Raw genomic sequence first — 19,806 nt, 5'->3', positions numbered from 1 at the left:
TCTATAGGTTATTTATAAATGAGGAATATTCAGCATGTAATTTTAATTTATCCTCTGCGCTGGCAAACGAAAAGTTTATTCCGTTTTCCGTAACTTTTTTAATATCTTCAATATCAAAATTTTGATATTTTACGAGACATTCGAGTTCCTTAGTTATAGTAGTATTTGATACAGTTGTATTATCTGTATTTACTGTTACAGCAAGTCCATAGTCCAAGTATTTTTTTATAGGATGTTCTTCGTAAGAATTTACAGCAGAAGTATTTACATTACTAGTTATACACATTTCTAATGGAATTTTATTTTTTGCCAGATATACGAGGGTATTTTTATCTTTATAGGCATAAGTTCCATGGCCTATTCTTTCAGCATGCAATAATTTTATAGATTTCATTATATTTTCTACTATACCCGTTTCACCAGCATGTACCGTACGGTGAATATTATAGTCCTTAGCTAAATCAAAAGGCTTTTTGTGTATTTCAGGTGGGAAGTCTGCTTCATTTCCTGCTAAATCCAGAGCAACTACTCCTTTACCTGCATATTTTTTGGCTGAATGGATAAGTTTTAGGGCTTTTTCTACAGGTTCATGTCTTAAAGCACATATAATTAAATTTGACATGATGTTTAGGTTACTTCTTCCATAATCCATAGCAGAAAGCACAGTTTCTATAACTTCATCTAAAGTTAATCCACCATCTAAATGGTTTAAAGGAGCAAACCTTATTTCAATATACTTTATATTTTCTTTTAACGCATCTTCTAATAATTCTAGAGTAACTCTATATATATATTCTTTTTTCTGCATTATTTTTATAGGTAGATAGAACTTATTCAAATATTCTTTTAAGGAATTACATTTTCCTAATACTTTAACTTCTTTCTGAAAGCTACTTAAATCATCATTTATAGTAGAAATATGTTCTTTTTTTGCAATATCCAAAATGGTTTCAGGTCGTATACTGCCATCTAAATGACAATGGAGATCTGTTTTTGGAATAAGTTTAATAAGTTTATTTAAGTTCATGAGTGTCCTCCTATTTTCCATTTTACTGGAATATTTGTGGAAATTTTATATTATAATACCATTATTAATAAAATTTTTCAATATAAGTACCATATTTTATAGTAATTTATATAAAAATATATTTTTAACAAGTATTGTAATTTATTAAAAAAAGTAATACAATAAAAAATGTTGTTAAAAATTTTTATGAGGATGGTAGAATTATGGAACAAATGGAAAAAATTAGAAAAGAATTAAATGAATTAGTTATTTTAAGTAATGATTTGTGTAGGGGAGAAGTATTAAGGCTAAGTCAGGAATTGGACAAGTTGATTTATTTACATTATAGAAATATGAATAATTGTAGAGAAAATATGAGATCATCTCTAATTTCTTAGGGGCTGAACAAATTTTTCATATTATGTTACTAAAAACTTATCCAGGTGTATCTGAACATGATATTTGTAGAAATGTATTAAAAACGGATGAAAAAGTTAGATAACTTATTTAAGTGAAGAGTAGATGTTCTGTATTTATTACTTTATATGATATAATAGTTTTTGTTCCGTTGGAACATGACAGCAAGGTTCAATTATTTAAAAATGAATTTATAAAAATTAATTTTTAAATAATGTTGACAAGATAAAAAAGACGTGATAAACTATAAAAGCTGTCGAAGTGAGACGGCAAAATGATCCTTGAAAATTAAACAGAGGAAGATATAAGTACAACTTATTTAGAATAAACCAGCAATTCTTTTGAGCTGCGAGAGCAGCTAAAAAAGTAATTTCGTAAGAATAATGTATTATATTTTGCTAACAAGCTGAAATGTAATATATTAAAATCAATAATAACGAGTAGTTCAAGGAAAGCCTTGAGTGAGGAGCGGAGTTTACTTAAGTAAATGAGCACCACAGCGAAAGGTTTGACGCAGAAATGCGAGGTTAGTATTGATTTTCAACAGAGCCATATAAACTTTTAAATTAAGAGTTTGATCCTGGCTCAGGACGAACGCTGGCGGCGTGCTTAACACATGCAAGTCGAGCGATGAAGCTCCTTCGGGAGTGGATTAGCGGCGGACGGGTGAGTAACACGTGGGTAACCTACCTCAAAGAGGGGGATAGCCTCCCGAAAGGGAGATTAATACCGCATAATAATCAGTTTTCACATGGAGACTGATTTAAAGGAGTAATCCGCTTTGAGATGGACCCGCGGCGCATTAGCTAGTTGGTAGGGTAACGGCCTACCAAGGCGACGATGCGTAGCCGACCTGAGAGGGTGATCGGCCACATTGGAACTGAGAGACGGTCCAGACTCCTACGGGAGGCAGCAGTGGGGAATATTGCACAATGGGCGAAAGCCTGATGCAGCAACGCCGCGTGAGTGAAGAAGGTTTTCGGATTGTAAAGCTCTGTCTTTGGGGACGATAATGACGGTACCCAAGGAGGAAGCCACGGCTAACTACGTGCCAGCAGCCGCGGTAATACGTAGGTGGCGAGCGTTGTCCGGAATTACTGGGCGTAAAGAGTGCGTAGGCGGATATTTAAGTGAGATGTGAAATACCCGGGCTTAACCCGGGCACTGCATTTCAAACTGGATATCTAGAGTGCGGGAGAGGAGAATGGAATTCCTAGTGTAGCGGTGAAATGCGTAGAGATTAGGAAGAACACCAGTGGCGAAGGCGATTCTCTGGACCGTAACTGACGCTGAGGCACGAAAGCGTGGGTAGCAAACAGGATTAGATACCCTGGTAGTCCACGCCGTAAACGATGAGTACTAGGTGTAGGAGGTATCGACCCCTTCTGTGCCGCAGTAAACACAATAAGTACTCCGCCTGGGAAGTACGATCGCAAGATTAAAACTCAAAGGAATTGACGGGGGCCCGCACAAGCAGCGGAGCATGTGGTTTAATTCGAAGCAACGCGAAGAACCTTACCTGGACTTGACATACCCTGAATATCTTAGAGATAAGAGAAACCCTTCGGGGCAGGGATACAGGTGGTGCATGGTTGTCGTCAGCTCGTGTCGTGAGATGTTAGGTTAAGTCCTGCAACGAGCGCAACCCCTGTTGTTAGTTGCTAACATTTAGTTGAGCACTCTAGCAAGACTGCCGCGGTTAACGCGGAGGAAGGTGGGGATGACGTCAAATCATCATGCCCCTTATGTCCAGGGCAACACACGTGCTACAATGGGCAGTACAGAGAGAAGCAAGACCGCAAGGTGGAGCAAACCTCAAAAACTGCCCCCAGTTCGGATTGCAGGCTGAAACTCGCCTACATGAAGTTGGAGTTGCTAGTAATCGCGAATCAGAATGTCGCGGTGAATACGTTCCCGGGCCTTGTACACACCGCCCGTCACACCATGAGAGCTGGCAACACCCGAAGTCCGTAGTCTAACTTAGGAGGACGCGGCCGAAGGTGGGGTTAGTAATTGGGGTGAAGTCGTAACAAGGTAGCCGTAGGAGAACCTGCGGCTGGATCACCTCCTTTCTAGGGAGTCGAAAGATAGAGTATAATCTATCTTATAAATTGATGGTTTAAGTAAGTTAGAAAGTCTACTCTGTTTAATTTTGAAGGATCAGATAGATTCTTCCTTCAGTTTACAAGCAGTTAGGAATGTAAATTGAAAAATTGTCCTTTGAAAATTGCACAGTAAACAAGAAATAAAGTAAAGCTAAGGTTATAATATAACCTTTGTAGAATAAACTTTAGTATCATTTTAAACATTTAGAATGATATAAATAAAGGTCAAGCTACAAAGGGCGCATGGAGGATGCCTTGGCACCAGGAGCCTAAGAAGGACGCGATAAGCTGCGAAAAGCTCTGGGTAGGCGCAAATAGCCAGAGAACCAGAGATATCCGAATGGGGAAACCCACCTAGACAACGCTAGGTACTGCAAACTGAATACATAGGTTTGTAGAGGCAAACCCGGGGAACTGAAACATCTAAGTACCCGGAGGAAGAGAAAGAAACATCGATTTCCTAAGTAGCGGCGAGCGAAAGGGAAAGAGCCCAAACCAGGAACTTGTTCCTGGGGTTGCGGATAGGTCATAAAAACTGTGAAGTGTTAATTGAAGAGAGCTGGAAGGCTCCGCCGGAGAAGGTAAAAGCCCTGTAAATGAAAACAAAGAGCAGTCAGATCTAATCCAGAGTACCACGAGACACGAGAAACCTTGTGGGAAACAGGGAGGACCACCTCCCAAGGCTAAATACTACCTGGTGACCGATAGAGAAGGAGTACCGTGAGGGAAAGGTGAAAAGAACCCCGGGAGGGGAGTGAAATAGAACCTGAAACCGTGTGTCCACAAACAGTCGAAGTACGTAAAGTACGACGGCGTGCTTTTTGTAGAACGAGCCAGCGAGTTACGATATGCAGCAAGGTTAAGTACTTAAGGTACGGAGCCGGAGGGAAACCGAGTCTGAAAAGGGCGAAAAGTTGTATGTTGTAGACCCGAAACCGAGTGACCTATCCATGGCCAGGTTGAAGCGGAAGTAAAATTCCGTGGAGGACCGAACCACGTTGGTGTTGAAAAACCATGGGATGAGCTGTGGATAGCGGAGAAATTCCAATCGAACTCGGAGATAGCTGGTTCTCCTCGAAATAGCTTTAGGGCTAGCGTCGGAAATGAGTAATGGAGGTAGAGCACTGAATGGGGTAGGGGCTGACAACAGTTACTGAACCTTATCAAACTCCGAATGCCATATACTTGAATTCCGGCAGTCAGACTGCGAATGATAAGATCCGTGGTCAAAAGGGAAACAGCCCAGACCACCAGCTAAGGTCCCAAAGTGTAAGTTAAGTGGGAAAGGATGTGTGATTTCTAAGACAACTAGGATGTTGGCTCAGAAGCAGCCACTCATTTAAAGAGTGCGTAATAGCTCACTAGTCAAGAGATCATGCGCCGAAAATGTCCGGGGCTAAAACTTACCACCGAAGCTGTGGACTCGAAAGAGTGGTAGAGGAGCATCCTGTATGAGTAGAAGTCGTACCGGAAGGAACGGTGGATTGTACAGGAGAGAGAATGCTGGCATAAGTAGCGAGAAATAAGTGAGAATCTTATTGGTCGAAAACCTAAGGTTTCCTGGGGAAGGTTCGTCCGCCCAGGGTAAGTCGGGACCTAAGCCGAGGCCGAAAGGCGTAGGTGATGGACAATCGGTTGAAATTCCGATACCGCATAAAAGCGTTTGACAAAAGGGATGACGCAGGAGGATAAGGTGTGCATACAAATGGATGTATGTCTAAGCATCGAGTCAGGTATACCAGGAAAATCCGGTATATCAATGATGAGGTGTTATGGGGAACCCGCAAGGGGAAGTACCTGATTTCACGCTGCCGAGAAAAGTCTCTATGGAGTTTTTATGTGCCCGTACCGCAAACCGACACAGGTAGGTGAGGAGAGAATCCTAAGACCATCGGAAGAATTGTTGTTAAGGAACTAGGCAAATTAACCCCGTAACTTAGGGAGAAGGGGAGCCACGCAAGTGGCCGCAGAGAAAAGGCTCAAGCAACTGTTTATCAAAAACACAGGTTTCTGCTAAAGCGAAAGCTGAAGTATAGGAGCTGACGCCTGCCCGGTGCTGGAAGGTTAAGGGGAAGACTTAGCGCAAGCGAAGGTCAGAACTTAAGCCCCAGTAAACGGCGGCCGTAACTATAACGGTCCTAAGGTAGCGAAATTCCTTGTCGGGTAAGTTCCGACCCGCACGAATGGCGTAATGATTTGAGCACTGTCTCGACAACAAATCCGGCGAAATTGAAGTGCAAGTGAAGATGCTTGCTACCCGCGATTGGACGGAAAGACCCCGTAGAGCTTTACTGCAGTTTAGCACTGAATTTCGGTATTGTCTGTACAGGATAGGTGGGAGACTAGGAAGTAGTGGCGCCAGCCATTACCGAGTCGATGTTGGGATACCACCCTGATAGTACTGGAATTCTAACCGGGCTCCATGAAACTGGAGACGGGACAATGTTAGGCGGGCAGTTTGACTGGGGCGGTCGCCTCCTAAAAAGTAACGGAGGCGTACAAAGGTTCCCTCAGAAGGGTTAGAAATTCTTCGAAGAGTGCAAAGGCAGAAGGGAGCTTGACTGCGACACAAACAGGTGGAGCAGGGACGAAAGTCGGGCTTAGTGATCCGGTGGTACCTCGTGGGAGGGCCATCGCTCAACGGATAAAAGCTACCTCGGGGATAACAGGCTGATCTCCCCCAAGAGTTCACATCGACGGGGAGGTTTGGCACCTCGATGTCGGCTCGTCGCATCCTGGGGCTGAAGTAGGTCCCAAGGGTTGGGCTGTTCGCCCATTAAAGCGGCACGCGAGCTGGGTTCAGAACGTCGTGAGACAGTTCGGTCCCTATCCGTCGCGGGCGCAGGAAATTTGAGAGGAGCTGTCCTTAGTACGAGAGGACCGGGATGGACCGACCGCTGGTGAACCAGTTGTTCCGCCAGGAGCATAGCTGGGTAGCCAAGTTGGGAAGGGATAAACGCTGAAAGCATCTAAGTGTGAAGCCCACCTCAAGATAAGATTTCCCATAGCGTAAGCTAGTAAGACCCCTCGAAGAACACGAGGAGATAGGTCAGAGGTGTAAGCAGGGCAACCTGTTAAGCTGACTGATACTAATAGGTCGAGGGCTTGACCAAATAAAAACGAAAGAAAAAAAGTTTACTGTGCAATTTTGAGAGGACAGAAAGTTCTCTTTAAAAATTAATATAAAAGAAAATTGATAGAAATAGCAATTTTCGATGATAATCTGGTGGTAATGACGTGAAGGTAACACCCCTTTCCATACCGAACAGGAAGGTTAAGCTTCAGGGTGCCGATGGTACTGCAGGGGAGGCTCTGTGGGAGAATAGGTCGCTGCCAGGTAAGTAAGATACCCATTGTATAGAACATTCTATGCAGTGGGTATTTAAGTATATGCTTAAAAGTAAAAATTAAAAAAGAAATGAAAGTAGATTAAGCTACTTTCATTTCTTTTTTAATCACAAATATATTATTTTTGTTTAACAATTCTTTCGATCCTATCTTTAGTTTCTTTAGGAAGCTTTATATCATAGTATCTTATAGAAGTGTTGAAATCCATATTAAGTGCTATACTTGCCGCAGTTTTTGTAGACAATATATTGTTGCTGCCAGGCATTTCACGTACAGCCATAATCTTATTTATTCTTTTTTGAAGTAATAATAATTTATCAAAATCTTTATTCATAAAGGTTTTATAAGTCTCGACCATTAATTTTGCTTGAGTATTAGTTTGAGTTCCTACAATACCATTTCCACCTATTATAAGGTTTGGTATGAGGTATTCATCGATTCCAGAGAAAACAGCAAAGTTTTTATGGACACTTTTAACCTTTTCTACAAAATTTCTTACATTAGCTAGGGCTGGAGTAGTATCTTTTACGCCGCCATTTGCTATATTTTCATATTTGTTAGCTAATTTTAAGACTAAATCTGGAGATAAATTTACCTTTGTATTTTGAGGAATATTGTATAATATCATAGGTAAATTTGTATTCTCTGCTATAATGGAGAAATATTCAAAAACATGATTGTCATCTAACTTAAAGTAAAATGGAGGTAAAACCAATATTGCATCTGCATTATTTTCTTCTGCAAATTTACCCAGTTCAATAACTTCTTTTAAATTGGTACTACCTGTGCCAACTATTAATTTAACTCTTCCATTTATAACTTCTAATGCAAATTTTATATACTGTTTTTTTTCTTCAAAAGTTAAATTAAAAAATTCACCTGTAGTTCCTAATATACATATTCCATATATTCCATCAGAAATTAATTTTTCAATCATAGCTTTATTTGATTTATTGTCAAATTGACCATTTTCATCAAAAATAGTTATCATTGGTGTAAAAACACCTTTTAACATAATACAATTCCTCCCAAGTTTTAGTATAATATTCCTATGAAATTAGAAATATTAACCTTTTTATATTATAATTATAATAACATTAATTCTAAATGAATAACCTTACAGAATCATTATCGTATTTATCGGAGTATATAGCAATGTTCAATTGCACAAATATTAATCGTTATCAGTTAAAGCTTTTTATTTATGTGCACATTGTAGCAGAATAAGATTTACTCTTATTATATAGTCAGGGGGAAGATTAATGGACATTAGCACCAAATTGGCTGAAGAAATAGTGGATAGAACTATGAAAGCGGTGAATAAAAATATTAATATAATGAATAAACAGGGTATTATAATAGCATCTGGTAATAAAGATAGAATTGGAAGCGTTCATGAGGGTGCAGTTCTTGCAATTGGAAGAAAATCTGAATTCAGTATTGATGAAAATCAATGTAGAAAGTTAAATGGAGTAGAACAGGGTACAAATATAGTTATTGAATTTGAACATGAAATTGTAGGAGTAATAGGTATTACTGGAAAAAGAGATGAGGTTATAGGATATGGTAAGCTTATCAAAATGACTGCAGAAATGATAATAGAACAAGCTTATGTTATGAAGGAACTTGAATGGAGTAACAGGGTTAAAGAGGATATGATACTTTCACTTATTAAAAATGATCAGGGATCATTTCGTTTGCTTGAAAAGTATACTAAAAAATTTAAAATAGCTTCTAATTATCCTATGACTATTTTTATTATACAGGTTAATTTTAAGCAGATTTCAAATAGAAAAGATTTGGATATATTAAAAAATATAGTGTCAATTTTAGAGGGTACTCTTAAAGAATCATTAGTAGCAGTTATTGACTCAAAGACTATTGTTTTATTATATAAGTGTCCAAATATAAAATATAAGGCTATAACTTGTAAGGATAGAATAGATGGGATTTATGAGAAAATACAAAATCAAACTAATACTGATGTAAAAATATCTGTTGGAAAGGTATATACTAAATTAAGTGATATACATAAATCCTATGAAATAGCCAGAGAAACACTTTTGTTTGGAGAAAAAAGCCATCCTGATAATAACGTGTACATTTTTGATGTAATGAAGTACGAAATGTTATTGTTTCAGGATAATGCACAATGGAAGATCAATGAATTAAAGGATTCTTATGGACTAATTGAACTAAATGATAAGAATGGTGAATTAAGAGAAACACTAAAAGTTTTCATAGAAGAAAATGGAGAGTTAAATAAAGTATCAAATAAATTATTTATACATAGAAATACCCTTAATTATCGTCTTAACAAAATATATAAGATTACTAATATGAATCCTAAAAATTATATTGATTTATTTTGGCTGTACTGCTCTATTATTAATTTTGAAACTAATAAAAATTAGTGGTTATAATTATGCAAAGAAAGGGATTGATATTTTGAGTTTAATAAGTGATGAAGAGATAGAACAAATTAGAAACATAAATCAAAAAAGACTGGTAAAATTGCCAGATGGAGCTTTAGTACCAGCATTAGGACAAGGCACATGGTATCTAGGTGAAAATTCACAAACGAAAAAAAGTGAGATAGAAACTCTTAGAATGGGAATAAAGCTTGGAATGACACTTATAGATACGGCAGAAATGTATGGAGATGGTGGTTCTGAAGTTTTAGTAGGTAAGGCAATAAAGGGCATTAGAGACAAGCTATTTATTGTATCTAAAGTATATCCACACAATGCAGGACTTTCAAATATAGTTACTGCTTGTGAAAATAGTTTAAGAAGATTGAATACAGATCATTTAGATTTATATCTTTTGCATTGGAGAGGAAGTGTGCCTTTTGAAGAAACGATAAAAGGCATGGAAAAATTGAAAAAGCAGGGAAAGATATTGAGATGGGGAGTATCAAATCTAGATACAGAAGATATGAAAGAATTTTTAAGTTGTAAAGATGGAGAAAATTGTATGGTTAATCAGGTATTATATCACCTGGGATCAAGAGGAATTGAATTTGATTTACTGCCATGGCAGAGAAAGCACAACATGCCAATTATGGCGTATTGTCCAATTGCCAAAGGCGGTAAACTGAGAAGACAGTTATTAGATGATCCTATTTTAATAAATATGGCGAAAAAATATAATGCAAAGCCATTACAGATACTTTTGGCCTGGAGCATAAGGACAAAGGATGTGATTGCAATTCCTAAAGCTTCCTGTGAGGAACACGTAATAGAAAATGCAAGATCTGGATCAATTGTTTTATCTAAAGAAGATTTAATTGAACTTGACAGGATATTTCCAAAGCCTACTAGGAAAGTAACTTTGGATGTACTTTAAAAATTTTTATTTGGGTTAATCTTTGAAATACATCTTCGTTTTAGTTATAATTAATCGAGTAAAACTTTATTAGATATATAAATATTTATCATAACGGAGGGAGTATTATGAAAATAAATCAATTACCAAAGTATTTCAAAGAAGTTGATGGCGAACTGTGGTTTGAGGAGTTTGAGGTTGAGAAAAAAAATTTAAAGATCACTTATAAAGTTAACAAGGTACTTTCTTATTTGAAATCCCCCTATCAAGAGATAGCTTTGATTGACACTGCGGCATTTGGACCATGTCTTGCACTAGATGGAATAATGCAGTCCACTTCTGCAGATGGGTTTATATATAATGAGATGATAACTCATATTCCAGTACTTACACATAAAAAACCAGAAAAGGTTTTGGTAATTGGTGGAGGAGATTGTGGGGCAGTGCGTGAACTTTCAAAGTATGAAGAACTTAAAACAATTGATATGGTTGAGTTGGATGAAATAGTAACAAGAGAATGTATAAAGTTTCTTCCAAAGATAAGTGGAGGAGCAAATTTTGATAAAAGGGTGAATTTCAAATTTGGAGATGGAGTTCAATATGTAAAAAACACAGATATTAAATATGATGTAATAGTAGTTGATTCACCAGATCCAGAGGGACCTGCCAAAGATTTATTTGGAGAAGAATTTTATAAAAATGTGAAAAAAACATTAAATTCTGACGGAGTAATGGTATGTCAAAGTGAATCTCCAATGCTGCATCGTGATATAATTGAAAGTACGAGAAAAATATTAAAGGATAATTTTAAAATTGTAAAAACATATGTAGCTTTTGTTCCTACTTATCCTGGAGGATTGTGGAGCTTTACAATGGCATCAGATGTCTATGATCCTTGCAATATAGATGTAGATAGATTGCCTTTAAATACCCGTTATTTAACAAAACAAATTGTAAAGTCCTGTTTTGACCTTCCAAATTTCATAAGTGATTTAAAATAAAGAAATAATAAATTTAGCTAACATTGTTATGTTAGCTAAATTTATTTGGGGAGGATTATATGGTAAATAGTTTAAATTTCAAGGCAATTAAATTTAATTCTTCAGTTAAATTAAAACCTTTACTAATATCAATTTTAATTGGAGTAATAATTTGTTTTATACCTAAACCCAATATGGTACCTAGAAATGGATGGTACCTCTTGGCAGTGTTTATTGCTATTATAGTTGCCTGTGCTTTAGGTGCTGTATCACTTGGACTAGCATCCTTTATAGGCATATTTATTTTAACTTGCACACACATTATTACAGTAAAAACAGCATTTTCGTCCTATGCAGAAGGAGTTATTTGGCTGATTGTATGTGCTGATTGCCTTTCCATAGGGATAACTAAAACAGGACTTGGCAAAAGGATTGCCTATAATCTTATTAAGAAGATAGGTAAGAGAACCATAGGTGCAGGATATTCTTTGGTTATATGTGAAATTATATTGTCTATGTTAATTCCAAGTTCTGCTTCTAGGTCTTGTGGAATAGTATTTCCTATTGCAAAATCTTTGTCAAGAGCTTATGGATCAAAAGTTGGAGATGGAACTGAGAAAAAAGCGGGAGAATTTTTAATGCTTACGGCACTACATAGTAATCTTATTTCATCTTCTCTATTTATGACATCTTCGGTTGTAAATTTACTAGCAATTACTATGGCTAGAGATTTGGGAGTAAAAGAAAATATAACTTTTGGCATGTGGTTTTTAATGGCATTACTCCCATCATTGGTAGCTTTTATAGTTATACCTATAATCATTTATTTTTTATGTCCTCCAGAAATAAAAAAGATGGACAATGTTAAAGAATTGATGGATAAAAAATTAGAAGAATTAGGACCTATAAGTAAATCAGAGAAACTAATGATTTTTGTATTTGCAATAGTAGTTTTCCTTTGGATCATTGGTAATAAGATAAATTTAGATGTTACAACTGTAGGAGTCTTAGGGCTCATAATACTGATTTCTACAGGAATTGTGTCTTGGGAAGAATTTACTGGCAAAAAAGAAATATGGAATTTACTCATATGGCTAGGAGCATTTATGATGATGGCAGGTCAATTAAACAAATTGGGAGTGATTAAATGGATAAGTAGTATAGTAAGAGACCACATATATACAAAATCATGGATGCTTACACTAATTATAGTATGTATTATAATGTATTATTTGCATTACTTGTTTGCAAGCAATACAGTACACTTTACTGCCCTATTTTCAGCCTTTTTAACTATATTACTAAGTGCTGGAGCTCCAACAATAGTATCTATGTTTTTATTAGTTAACATATCAGCTTTAAGTTCTGGACTTACTCATTATGGATTAGCACAAGGAGGAGTTTATTTTTCAGAAGGATATGTTAAGCAAAAGAAATGGTGGTTTGTAGGTTTTTGTGTTTCAATAGCACATCTTTTAATTATCATTGGAATTGGAATGTTGTGGTGGAAATTGATTGGAATATATTAAGATATAAAGTTTTTTAAGTTCTAAACCTCTGCTATGAGAAATCATATATTTTTAAATAAGGCACTATGCAATTACATAAAAACAAGAAGTGATAGCTATAACTATTTATGCAATTGAATATTGATATTACTTTAAAAAAATATGATGATTATATTGGAAGAGAGTAGAGGAGGTATTAGAATGTGTAAGGAGAATAGTATTGGACTTATCAGTAAATACATTCAAACTTCTGGTGGACTTGAAGCTGTTGGAAGAGAAGTCAAACAATTTGGAAAACTAACTGGTATGGCATCATCCCTAGCTAATAGCGGAAATCAGTTGGCAATTGCACATTATTTTTATAATTGCATAACTAAATTTTTTAAAGAACAACAAGCTAAGGTTTTTCATGGAGAATTAGTTTCTTTAGGGTTATCTCTTCAGATGAAAATTAATAGATGTCCGAATGCTGATATTGAGCAATATAAAAGTCTTTTACGATCTATTAATTTGCCGACTATATTAAGAGATATACAATTAGGTGCTACAGAGAAAAATTTAAGTATTATTGGTGAATATATTTCCAGTAAAATAAAATGTGGTGAAGAGGATAAAAGGCTAATTTGGAACAGTATGCAATCTATGTGGTAAGTTTAGAGTCATTAACAGGAGGTACTCGTATAATCAGCATTTATCCAAATGAAATACCTTATTATCTGCACTTGTGATAATAGCAGGAAAACATTTATGCATATATATAAAAAAGTAGTTATGATAACGATTGAAATTTATTCAGATGAACATTGAAGGAAAAATAAAAAAATATGATAATGTAAATGAGTTATATTTTATAGAAATACAGAATTTGGAGGAGACTTAATATGATTAGTAAAGGTACACCTATTGTAACAGATATGAAGGTTATTCCAGTAGCAGGATATGATAGTATGTCATTAACATTAAGTGGAGCTCATGCACCATTTTTTACAAGAAATATAGTTATTATAAAAGATAATTCAGGTAATACAGGGCTTGGTGAAATACATGGAGGAGAGCATATTAGGAAGGCTTTGGAAAATTATAAGCCATTTGTTATAGGCAAATATATAGGTGATTATAAGGGTATAATATATGAATTAAAAAATAAGACTTGGGGTGCAGATCAAAATAATGGAGAAGGTATTCAAGAACTTGATTTAAAAAACTTGTGTTTTGTAGTTCATGCTGAAACTGCTGTTGAATCTGCATTACTGGATTTATTAGGACAATATATGGATCTTCCAGTAGCATCTTTACTTGGAGATGGCAAGCAAAGAGATGCTGTGAGGATGCTGGGTTATTTATTTTACGTAGAAGATAAAAATAAAACGAATTTATCATATATTGATGAAAGCAATAGCAAGGACCAATGGTTTAAAATAAGAAGAAAGAGAATGGTAACTGTAGAAGATATTATCGAAGAGGCTCATGCAGTAAGAGAACGTTATGGGGTAAAAGATTTTAAATTAAAAGGAGGGGTATTTGAAGGAGAAAAGGAGATAGAAACTATAAAAGCTTTAGCTAAAGAATTTCCAGATGCTAATGTCAATATAGATCCTAATGGGGCATGGTCTTTAGAAGAAGCTATAAGGCTTTGCAAGGATGCTGGTACAGCTTTATCCTATGCTGAAGATCCTTGTGGACCAGAAAAAGGTTTTTCAGGAAGAGAGATTATGACTGAGTTTAAGAGAGCTACAGGACTAAGAGTAGCAACAAATATGATAGCAACAGATTGGCGTCAGTTTGGTCATTGCCTTTCATTAAATTCACTTGACATAATTTTAGCAGACCCTCATTTTTGGACAATGAATGGTGCAGTACGTGCGGCGCAAATATGTAATGAATGGGGATATACTTGGGGGTCACATTCAAATAATCACTTTGATATATCATTAGCAGTGTTCACTCAAGTTGCTGCCGCAGCCCCAGGAGAAATTACATCAATGGATACTCATTGGATTTGGCAGGATGGACAATACTTAACTAAGACTCCATATAAAATATCTAATGGGTTGATAGAACTTCCTAAAAAGCCGGGGCTTGGTTTGGAGGTTGACATGGACAAGGTTATGAAAGCTAATGAATTATACACTAAGATGAGTTGTGGGGATAGAGATGATTCTATATCCATGCAGTATTTAATAAAGAATTGGAAATTTGATAGTAAAAAACCATGTATGGTAAGGTAAATTATAAATATATAGAGAAAGAGTTGTATTAGTATAAAATGAAGCCTTTGTTAAGGATATTTTATACTAATACAGCTCTTTTTCTTAATCTTTTATATAGTAAAAATAAAAGAATTAATGCAATATAGTATATGTTTTTTTAATGGGATATTCAGAGAAAAATTAAAATTTTCTAAAAAAATATTTATGCATATAGATGAAAAAATGACTATGATAACGATTAAAATTTGTGCAGGTGAATATTGAAGGTAATATAGAAAAATATGATAATAAAACTACAAAGTATTTATAAGAGTTCTATAGTACTCAATTTTAAGTATTTCAGTATATCATATGATTAGTCCAAGGTTGTATTAAAAGTAAAGTAAATGTTTGCAATAAAATAATTTGATAAAACATGATTAAGGAGGAGTTTTACATGTCATTAGTTATAGTTGGTATTGGAGTAATACTACTTTTGGTATTGATGATACCTTGTAAACTTAATGGATTTATTTCTTTGATATTGGTTTCGTTGGTAGTTGGTGTTCTTGAAGGAATGCCGTTAGGAAATGTTACTAAATCTATGTATAAGGGTATTGGAGGCCAGCTGAATAGTTTAATACTTATACTTGCATTTGGAGCAATGCTTGGTAAACTTATGTCAGATTGTGGAGCTGGACAGCGTATTGCCACTACCTTGATTAATAAGTTTGGAATGAAAAGAGTTCAATGGGCTATGCTGGTAACATCAATTATTGTAGGAATCACAATGTTTTTTGAAGCAGCATTCATTTTATTAATACCAATTATTTATAGTATAGTTAAGGAAACAAAGTTACCTTTAATCTATGTTGGATTTCCAGCTGTTGTTGCATTATCAGTAACACACAGTTTTTTACCACCTCATCCTGGTCCAACCCTTGTAGCTTCTGCGTTTAAAGCTAGTGTAGGAGGAACACTTCTTTTAGGACTAATTCTTGCAATTCCAGGGGCTATAATAGCAGGAATTTTATTTTCAAAAACAAGTATTGTAAAAAATGCTAAGACGCATATACCAGAAGGTTTAACTACAAGTAAGTTGTTTACGGATGAGGAAATGCCTAGTTTTGGAAAAAGCTTATTTACAGCAATTGTACCTGTAATTTTAATAGCTATTTCCGAATTTAGTGGAATGTTTCTTCCTAAAGGATCTTCACTTTTAAAATACATTAAGTTCTTTGGAGATGCACCTATAGCATTGATGATTACAGTAATTATTGCAATGTTTACTTTTGGATTTGGATGCAATAGAAGTTTAGACGATATAACGAAAAGTATGAGTGAATCTGTAAAAGCCATTGCAATGATTATTCTTATAATTGGTGCAGGAGGAGCTTTTAAACAGGTATTAGTTGATTCTGGAGTAGGAAATACAATTGTTTCTATAACGAAAGGATTAAATTTTTCACCAATAGTATTGGCATGGTTTATTGCAGCAATTTTGAGAACAGCACTTGGATCAGCTACTGTAGCGGTAACAGCTGCAGCAGGATTAGTAATGCCGCTGGCAGCTTCATCAGGAGTTAATACTAGTTTAATGGTACTTGCAGTTACTACAGGAAGTATATTTGCATCTCATGTAAACGATCCTGGATTTTGGATGTATAAAGAGTACTTTGGACTATCAGTGGCAGATGCAATAAAAACTAGGACAAGTTATACGTGTATTCTTTCTGTTATTGGTTTAATTGGTGTTTTAATATTAAATATTTTTGTACATTAGTCAATTTAAAAGGTATCTGATTCACCAGATGCCTTTTAAATTATATATTACATTTCCTTATAAAAGAAGAGTTCTACTGCTGATTAGTGTAAAATTGACAAAAACCATATCTAAAAAATATATATTAATATGATGAATGAAATAGAAAAGGAGAGCTAATATGGAAATAAAAAAAGGTGGAGTAGTATCTAAGTTGCTGGAAAATGTATATATCCCAAAGATGTTTAAGGTAAGGCAGATCTTCCCACGACCTATTATTGAATCAAAAAATATACCTGAAGTAGTAAAAAAAGAATTAGCACAAAAGAAATTTTCTGATAAGATTAAACCGGGAATGAATATTGCTATTACAGCTGGCAGCAGAGGTGTTGCTAATGTAGCTATTATAACAAAATCTATAGTAGATTTTGTAACATCTAAAGGAGCAAATCCATTTGTTGTTCCTGCAATGGGTAGTCATGGTGGAGCAACTGCTGAAGGACAACTCGAATTATTAGCAGGTTATGGTCTTACAGAAGAGTATTTGGGATGCCCAATTAAATCTTCTATGGAAGTCAAAATGATAGGACATACAGAGGATGGAAGAGAAGTGGTAATAGATAAAAATGCTGCATAAGCTGATGGTATTATAATTTCATGTCGTATTAAACCTCATAATGCCTTTAGAGGTAAATACGAAAGTGGAATTATGAAAATGATGGCAGTTGGTTTAGGTAAGCAAGCTGGAGCAGAGCATGTTCATGAACAAGGAATGCAAAATATTGCAAAGAATATACCTATTATAGGAAATGCAATTATTAAACATGCACCAATTCTCTTTGCCATACCGTGTATAGAAAATGCTTTTGATGAGACATGTAAGATAATAGCAGTTAACAGCGATGAAATTGCAGAAGAAGAGCCGAAGTTATTACAAGAGGCTTTTGCTAATATGCCTAAGATTATAGTTGGAAGATGTGATGTACTTGTTGTTGATGAAATAGGGAAAAATTATAGCGGAACAGGTGTGGATCCTAATATTACAGGAACATTTTCTACAAAATATGCATCAGGTGGTGTAAAAGTACAGAGAACGGCAATGCTTGATATAAGTAAAGAATCTCATGGAAATGGTTTAGGTGTAGGACTTTCAAATGTTATAACAAAAAGACTGTTTGATAAATTGGATTTAGAAAAAATGTATCCTAATTGTATTACAAGTACAGTACTGGAATCTGCAAGGATACCCTGTGTTGTGGCAAATGATAAAGAAGCTATACAGCTTTGTATTAGAACATGTGTGGGAGTTAATAAAAAGGCGTCAAAGGTAGTAAGAATACCTAACAGTTTACATATTGGTCATATTATGTTATCAGAGGCCTACTATGATGAAATGAAAAACTATCCTGATCTAGAAGTGGAAAGTGAACCGGAGTATATGAAATTTAATGAAGAAGGAAACTTGTGGTAAAAGGTTTATCTGTAATTTAATTGCAGCTTGAAGGGTATTATGCATATCTATAAAAATAAGTTGACGTTAAAGATTAATATATGTGCAATTGAACATTGAATAGAAAATTTTAAAGTATAATAATTATATTATAAAGTAATATAAGTTTTATTGAAAAACAAAGGAAAACGTTATTATGGAGGTTAGAATATGAATGACAATAAAAATATGATAAAGAATACACCTGTTGTTACTGACATGCAAGTTATTCCTGTAGCAGGACATGATAGTATGTTATTTAATTTAAGTGGAGCACACGGACCTTTTTTTACACGTAATATTGTAATTTTAAAGGATAATGCAGGAAGTACTGGTGTTGGAGAAGTACCAGGAGGCGAAGCTATACGTAAGACAATAGAGGATTCAAAGTCGTTAGTTGTGGGACAAAGTATTGGAAAATATAAATCAATAATTAGAAATGTAAAAGAAACTTTTTCATCTAGAGATGCTGGTGGACGTGGACTCCAGACATTTGATTTGCGTACTACTATACATGCAGCTACTGCAATAGAAGCAGCATTACTTGATTTAATGGGAAAATTTCTTAATGTACCAGCCTGCCAATTATTGGGTGAAGGTCAGCAGAGAAAATCAGTTAAAGTTTTGGGATATTTATTCTTTGTAGGTGATAGGAGAAAAACAAATTTACCTTATGTAAGTGAACCTGATTCAAAGGATGATTGGTCACGATTGCGTATTGAAGAAGCAATGACTCCAGAAGCTGTTGTAAGACTTGGAGAAGCTGCACAGGAACGCTATGGATTCAAAGATTTTAAATTGAAAGGCGGAGTTTTAAGTGGAGAAAAGGAAATAGAAGCTGTAACAGCTTTGGCTAAACGTTTTCCAGATGCTCGTATAACTCTTGATCCAAATGGATCATGGTCATTAGATGAAGCTATAAAGTTGTGCAAAAACATAAAAGGCGTTTTGGCTTATGCCGAAGATCCTTGTGGAGCTGAAAATGGTTTTTCAGGGCGTGAGGTCATGGCTGAATTTAGGAGAGCTGTTGATTTGCCTACTGCTACTAATATGATTGCAACGGACTGGAGACAGATGGTACATTCTCTTCAGCTGCATTCAGTAGATATTCCATTAGCTGATCCACATTTTTGGACGATGGAAGGTTCAGTGCGAGTAGCACAAACTTGTAGAGATTTTGGACTTACTTGGGGTTCACATTCAAATAATCATTTTGATATTTCACTTGCAATGTATGCTCAAACAGCAGCCGCAGCCCCAGGAAATGTAACTGCAATTGATACACACTGGATATGGCAGGATGGTCAGTATTTGACTAAAGATCCATTTAAAATTGTAGGTGGTATGATAGATATTCCAGACAAACCAGGCTTGGGTGTAGAGATAGATATGGAACAAGTCAAGAAAGCTAATGAATTATATACAAAAATGTCATTAGGGGCACGTGATGATTCAGTTGCTATGCAATTTCTGATTCCAGGTTGGAAGTTTAATAATAAACGTCCTTGTTTAGTAAGATAAAATATGCTTTCGTTTAGGACTGTTGCACTAGCTATTTAGTGTAATAGTCCTAAATTTATATATGCATATTTAAATCAAAAATAAGTTATGCATATAGATGAAAAAATGCCCATGATAACGATTTAAGTTTGTGCAGCTGAACATTGAATGAAAT

Annotated in this window: 13 protein-coding genes and 3 rRNA genes; 14 read left to right on the top strand and 2 right to left on the bottom strand. The window is 35.3% G+C overall.

Going from position 1 to position 19,806, the window contains the following annotated elements; genetic code table 11:
- Nucleotide 1: 1 nt before the first annotated feature.
- Nucleotides 2–1,027, bottom strand: a complete 1,026-nt coding sequence (add, locus tag CLJU_RS13960) for an adenosine deaminase (RefSeq protein WP_013239469.1) — start codon at nt 1,025–1,027, stop codon at nt 2–4.
- 203 nt (nt 1,028–1,230) lie between these two features.
- Here add and CLJU_RS21740 point away from each other — a divergent pair, with 203 nt between their 5' ends.
- The 4 genes from CLJU_RS21740 (at nt 1,231) to rrf (ending at nt 6,867) form a co-directional block, all read left to right on the top strand.
- Nucleotides 1,231–1,404, top strand: a complete 174-nt coding sequence (locus CLJU_RS21740; RefSeq protein WP_013239468.1) for an aspartyl-phosphate phosphatase Spo0E family protein — start codon at nt 1,231–1,233, stop codon at nt 1,402–1,404.
- A gap of 581 nt (nt 1,405–1,985) precedes the next feature.
- A 16S ribosomal RNA gene (locus tag CLJU_RS13955) occupies nt 1,986–3,495 on the top strand.
- Between the two features lie 256 nt (nt 3,496–3,751).
- Nucleotides 3,752–6,641 (top strand): 23S ribosomal RNA (locus CLJU_RS13950).
- A 109-nt stretch (nt 6,642–6,750) separates the two neighbouring features.
- A 5S ribosomal RNA gene (rrf, locus tag CLJU_RS13945) occupies nt 6,751–6,867 on the top strand.
- The 16S, 23S and 5S rRNA genes sit together here, the layout of an rRNA operon.
- A gap of 127 nt (nt 6,868–6,994) precedes the next feature.
- On the opposite strand, the gene CLJU_RS13940 is transcribed toward rrf, so the two are convergent.
- The gene (locus tag CLJU_RS13940) at nt 6,995–7,891 is read right to left on the bottom strand and encodes a dihydrodipicolinate synthase family protein (RefSeq protein WP_013239467.1); all 897 of its coding nucleotides are present in this window, start codon (nt 7,889–7,891) and stop codon (nt 6,995–6,997) included.
- A gap of 247 nt (nt 7,892–8,138) precedes the next feature.
- Between CLJU_RS13940 and CLJU_RS13935 the strand changes: the two genes are divergently transcribed.
- From CLJU_RS13935 to gudD, 10 genes are all read left to right on the top strand, one after another.
- Nucleotides 8,139–9,290 (top strand): sugar diacid recognition domain-containing protein, encoded by a 1,152-nt coding sequence (locus CLJU_RS13935; RefSeq protein ID WP_013239466.1) that lies wholly within the window; start codon nt 8,139–8,141, stop codon nt 9,288–9,290.
- A 34-nt stretch (nt 9,291–9,324) separates the two neighbouring features.
- Entirely contained in the window at nt 9,325–10,224 is a 900-nt protein-coding gene (locus tag CLJU_RS13930) for an aldo/keto reductase (RefSeq protein WP_013239465.1), read from the top strand.
- 107 nt (nt 10,225–10,331) lie between these two features.
- Complete coding sequence (speE, locus tag CLJU_RS13925) at nt 10,332–11,204, top strand: polyamine aminopropyltransferase (protein WP_013239464.1); 873 nt, start codon at nt 10,332–10,334, stop codon at nt 11,202–11,204.
- 59 nt (nt 11,205–11,263) lie between these two features.
- Entirely contained in the window at nt 11,264–12,712 is a 1,449-nt protein-coding gene (locus CLJU_RS13920) for a DASS family sodium-coupled anion symporter (protein WP_013239463.1), read from the top strand.
- A gap of 180 nt (nt 12,713–12,892) precedes the next feature.
- Nucleotides 12,893–13,342, top strand: coding sequence for a dehydroquinate synthase/iron-containing alcohol dehydrogenase family protein (locus tag CLJU_RS13915; protein ID WP_013239462.1), 450 nt, complete (start codon nt 12,893–12,895; stop codon nt 13,340–13,342).
- A 230-nt stretch (nt 13,343–13,572) separates the two neighbouring features.
- On the top strand, nt 13,573–14,919 hold the full coding sequence (locus CLJU_RS13910; RefSeq protein WP_013239461.1) for an enolase C-terminal domain-like protein: 1,347 nt from the start codon (nt 13,573–13,575) through the stop codon (nt 14,917–14,919).
- 418 nt (nt 14,920–15,337) lie between these two features.
- Nucleotides 15,338–16,663, top strand: coding sequence for a gluconate:H+ symporter (locus CLJU_RS13905; protein ID WP_013239460.1), 1,326 nt, complete (start codon nt 15,338–15,340; stop codon nt 16,661–16,663).
- 160 nt (nt 16,664–16,823) lie between these two features.
- Nucleotides 16,824–17,279 carry a hypothetical protein gene (locus tag CLJU_RS22990; protein WP_013239459.1) on the top strand — a complete coding sequence of 152 codons (456 nt, stop codon included), beginning with the start codon at nt 16,824–16,826 and terminating at the stop codon, nt 17,277–17,279.
- A 72-nt stretch (nt 17,280–17,351) separates the two neighbouring features.
- A complete protein-coding gene (locus CLJU_RS22985; RefSeq protein ID WP_013239458.1) occupies nt 17,352–18,113 on the top strand; it encodes a hypothetical protein in 762 nt (253 codons plus the stop codon).
- Nucleotides 18,114–18,302: 189 nt separating this feature from the next.
- Nucleotides 18,303–19,652 (top strand): glucarate dehydratase, encoded by a 1,350-nt coding sequence (gudD, locus tag CLJU_RS13895; protein ID WP_013239457.1) that lies wholly within the window; start codon nt 18,303–18,305, stop codon nt 19,650–19,652.
- Nucleotides 19,653–19,806: the final 154 nt, after the last annotated feature.

Origin of the sequence: Clostridium ljungdahlii DSM 13528 (assembly GCF_000143685.1) — a bacterium.
GTDB lineage: Bacteria > Bacillota > Clostridia > Clostridiales > Clostridiaceae > Clostridium_B > Clostridium_B ljungdahlii.
Note: the sequence above shows the minus strand (reverse complement) of the source record. Positions and strands in the feature narration are given on the sequence as shown.

Bases quoted from the DNA above. Each gene is read 5' to 3' on its own strand.
- gudD (WP_013239457.1), top strand. From the start codon at position 18,303: ATGAATGACAATAAAAATATGATAAAGAATACACCTGTTGTTACTGAC.
- CLJU_RS13940 (WP_013239467.1), bottom strand. From the start codon at position 7,891: ATGTTAAAAGGTGTTTTTACACCAATGATAACTATTTTTGATGAAAAT.
- CLJU_RS13920 (WP_013239463.1), top strand. From the start codon at position 11,264: ATGGTAAATAGTTTAAATTTCAAGGCAATTAAATTTAATTCTTCAGTT.
- CLJU_RS22985 (WP_013239458.1), top strand. From the start codon at position 17,352: ATGAAAATGATGGCAGTTGGTTTAGGTAAGCAAGCTGGAGCAGAGCAT.
- CLJU_RS13905 (WP_013239460.1), top strand. From the start codon at position 15,338: ATGTCATTAGTTATAGTTGGTATTGGAGTAATACTACTTTTGGTATTG.
- speE (WP_013239464.1), top strand. From the start codon at position 10,332: ATGAAAATAAATCAATTACCAAAGTATTTCAAAGAAGTTGATGGCGAA.
- CLJU_RS13935 (WP_013239466.1), top strand. From the start codon at position 8,139: ATGGACATTAGCACCAAATTGGCTGAAGAAATAGTGGATAGAACTATG.
- CLJU_RS13915 (WP_013239462.1), top strand. From the start codon at position 12,893: ATGTGTAAGGAGAATAGTATTGGACTTATCAGTAAATACATTCAAACT.
- CLJU_RS21740 (WP_013239468.1), top strand. From the start codon at position 1,231: ATGGAACAAATGGAAAAAATTAGAAAAGAATTAAATGAATTAGTTATT.
- CLJU_RS13910 (WP_013239461.1), top strand. From the start codon at position 13,573: ATGATTAGTAAAGGTACACCTATTGTAACAGATATGAAGGTTATTCCA.
- CLJU_RS22990 (WP_013239459.1), top strand. From the start codon at position 16,824: ATGGAAATAAAAAAAGGTGGAGTAGTATCTAAGTTGCTGGAAAATGTA.
- add (WP_013239469.1), bottom strand. From the start codon at position 1,027: ATGAACTTAAATAAACTTATTAAACTTATTCCAAAAACAGATCTCCAT.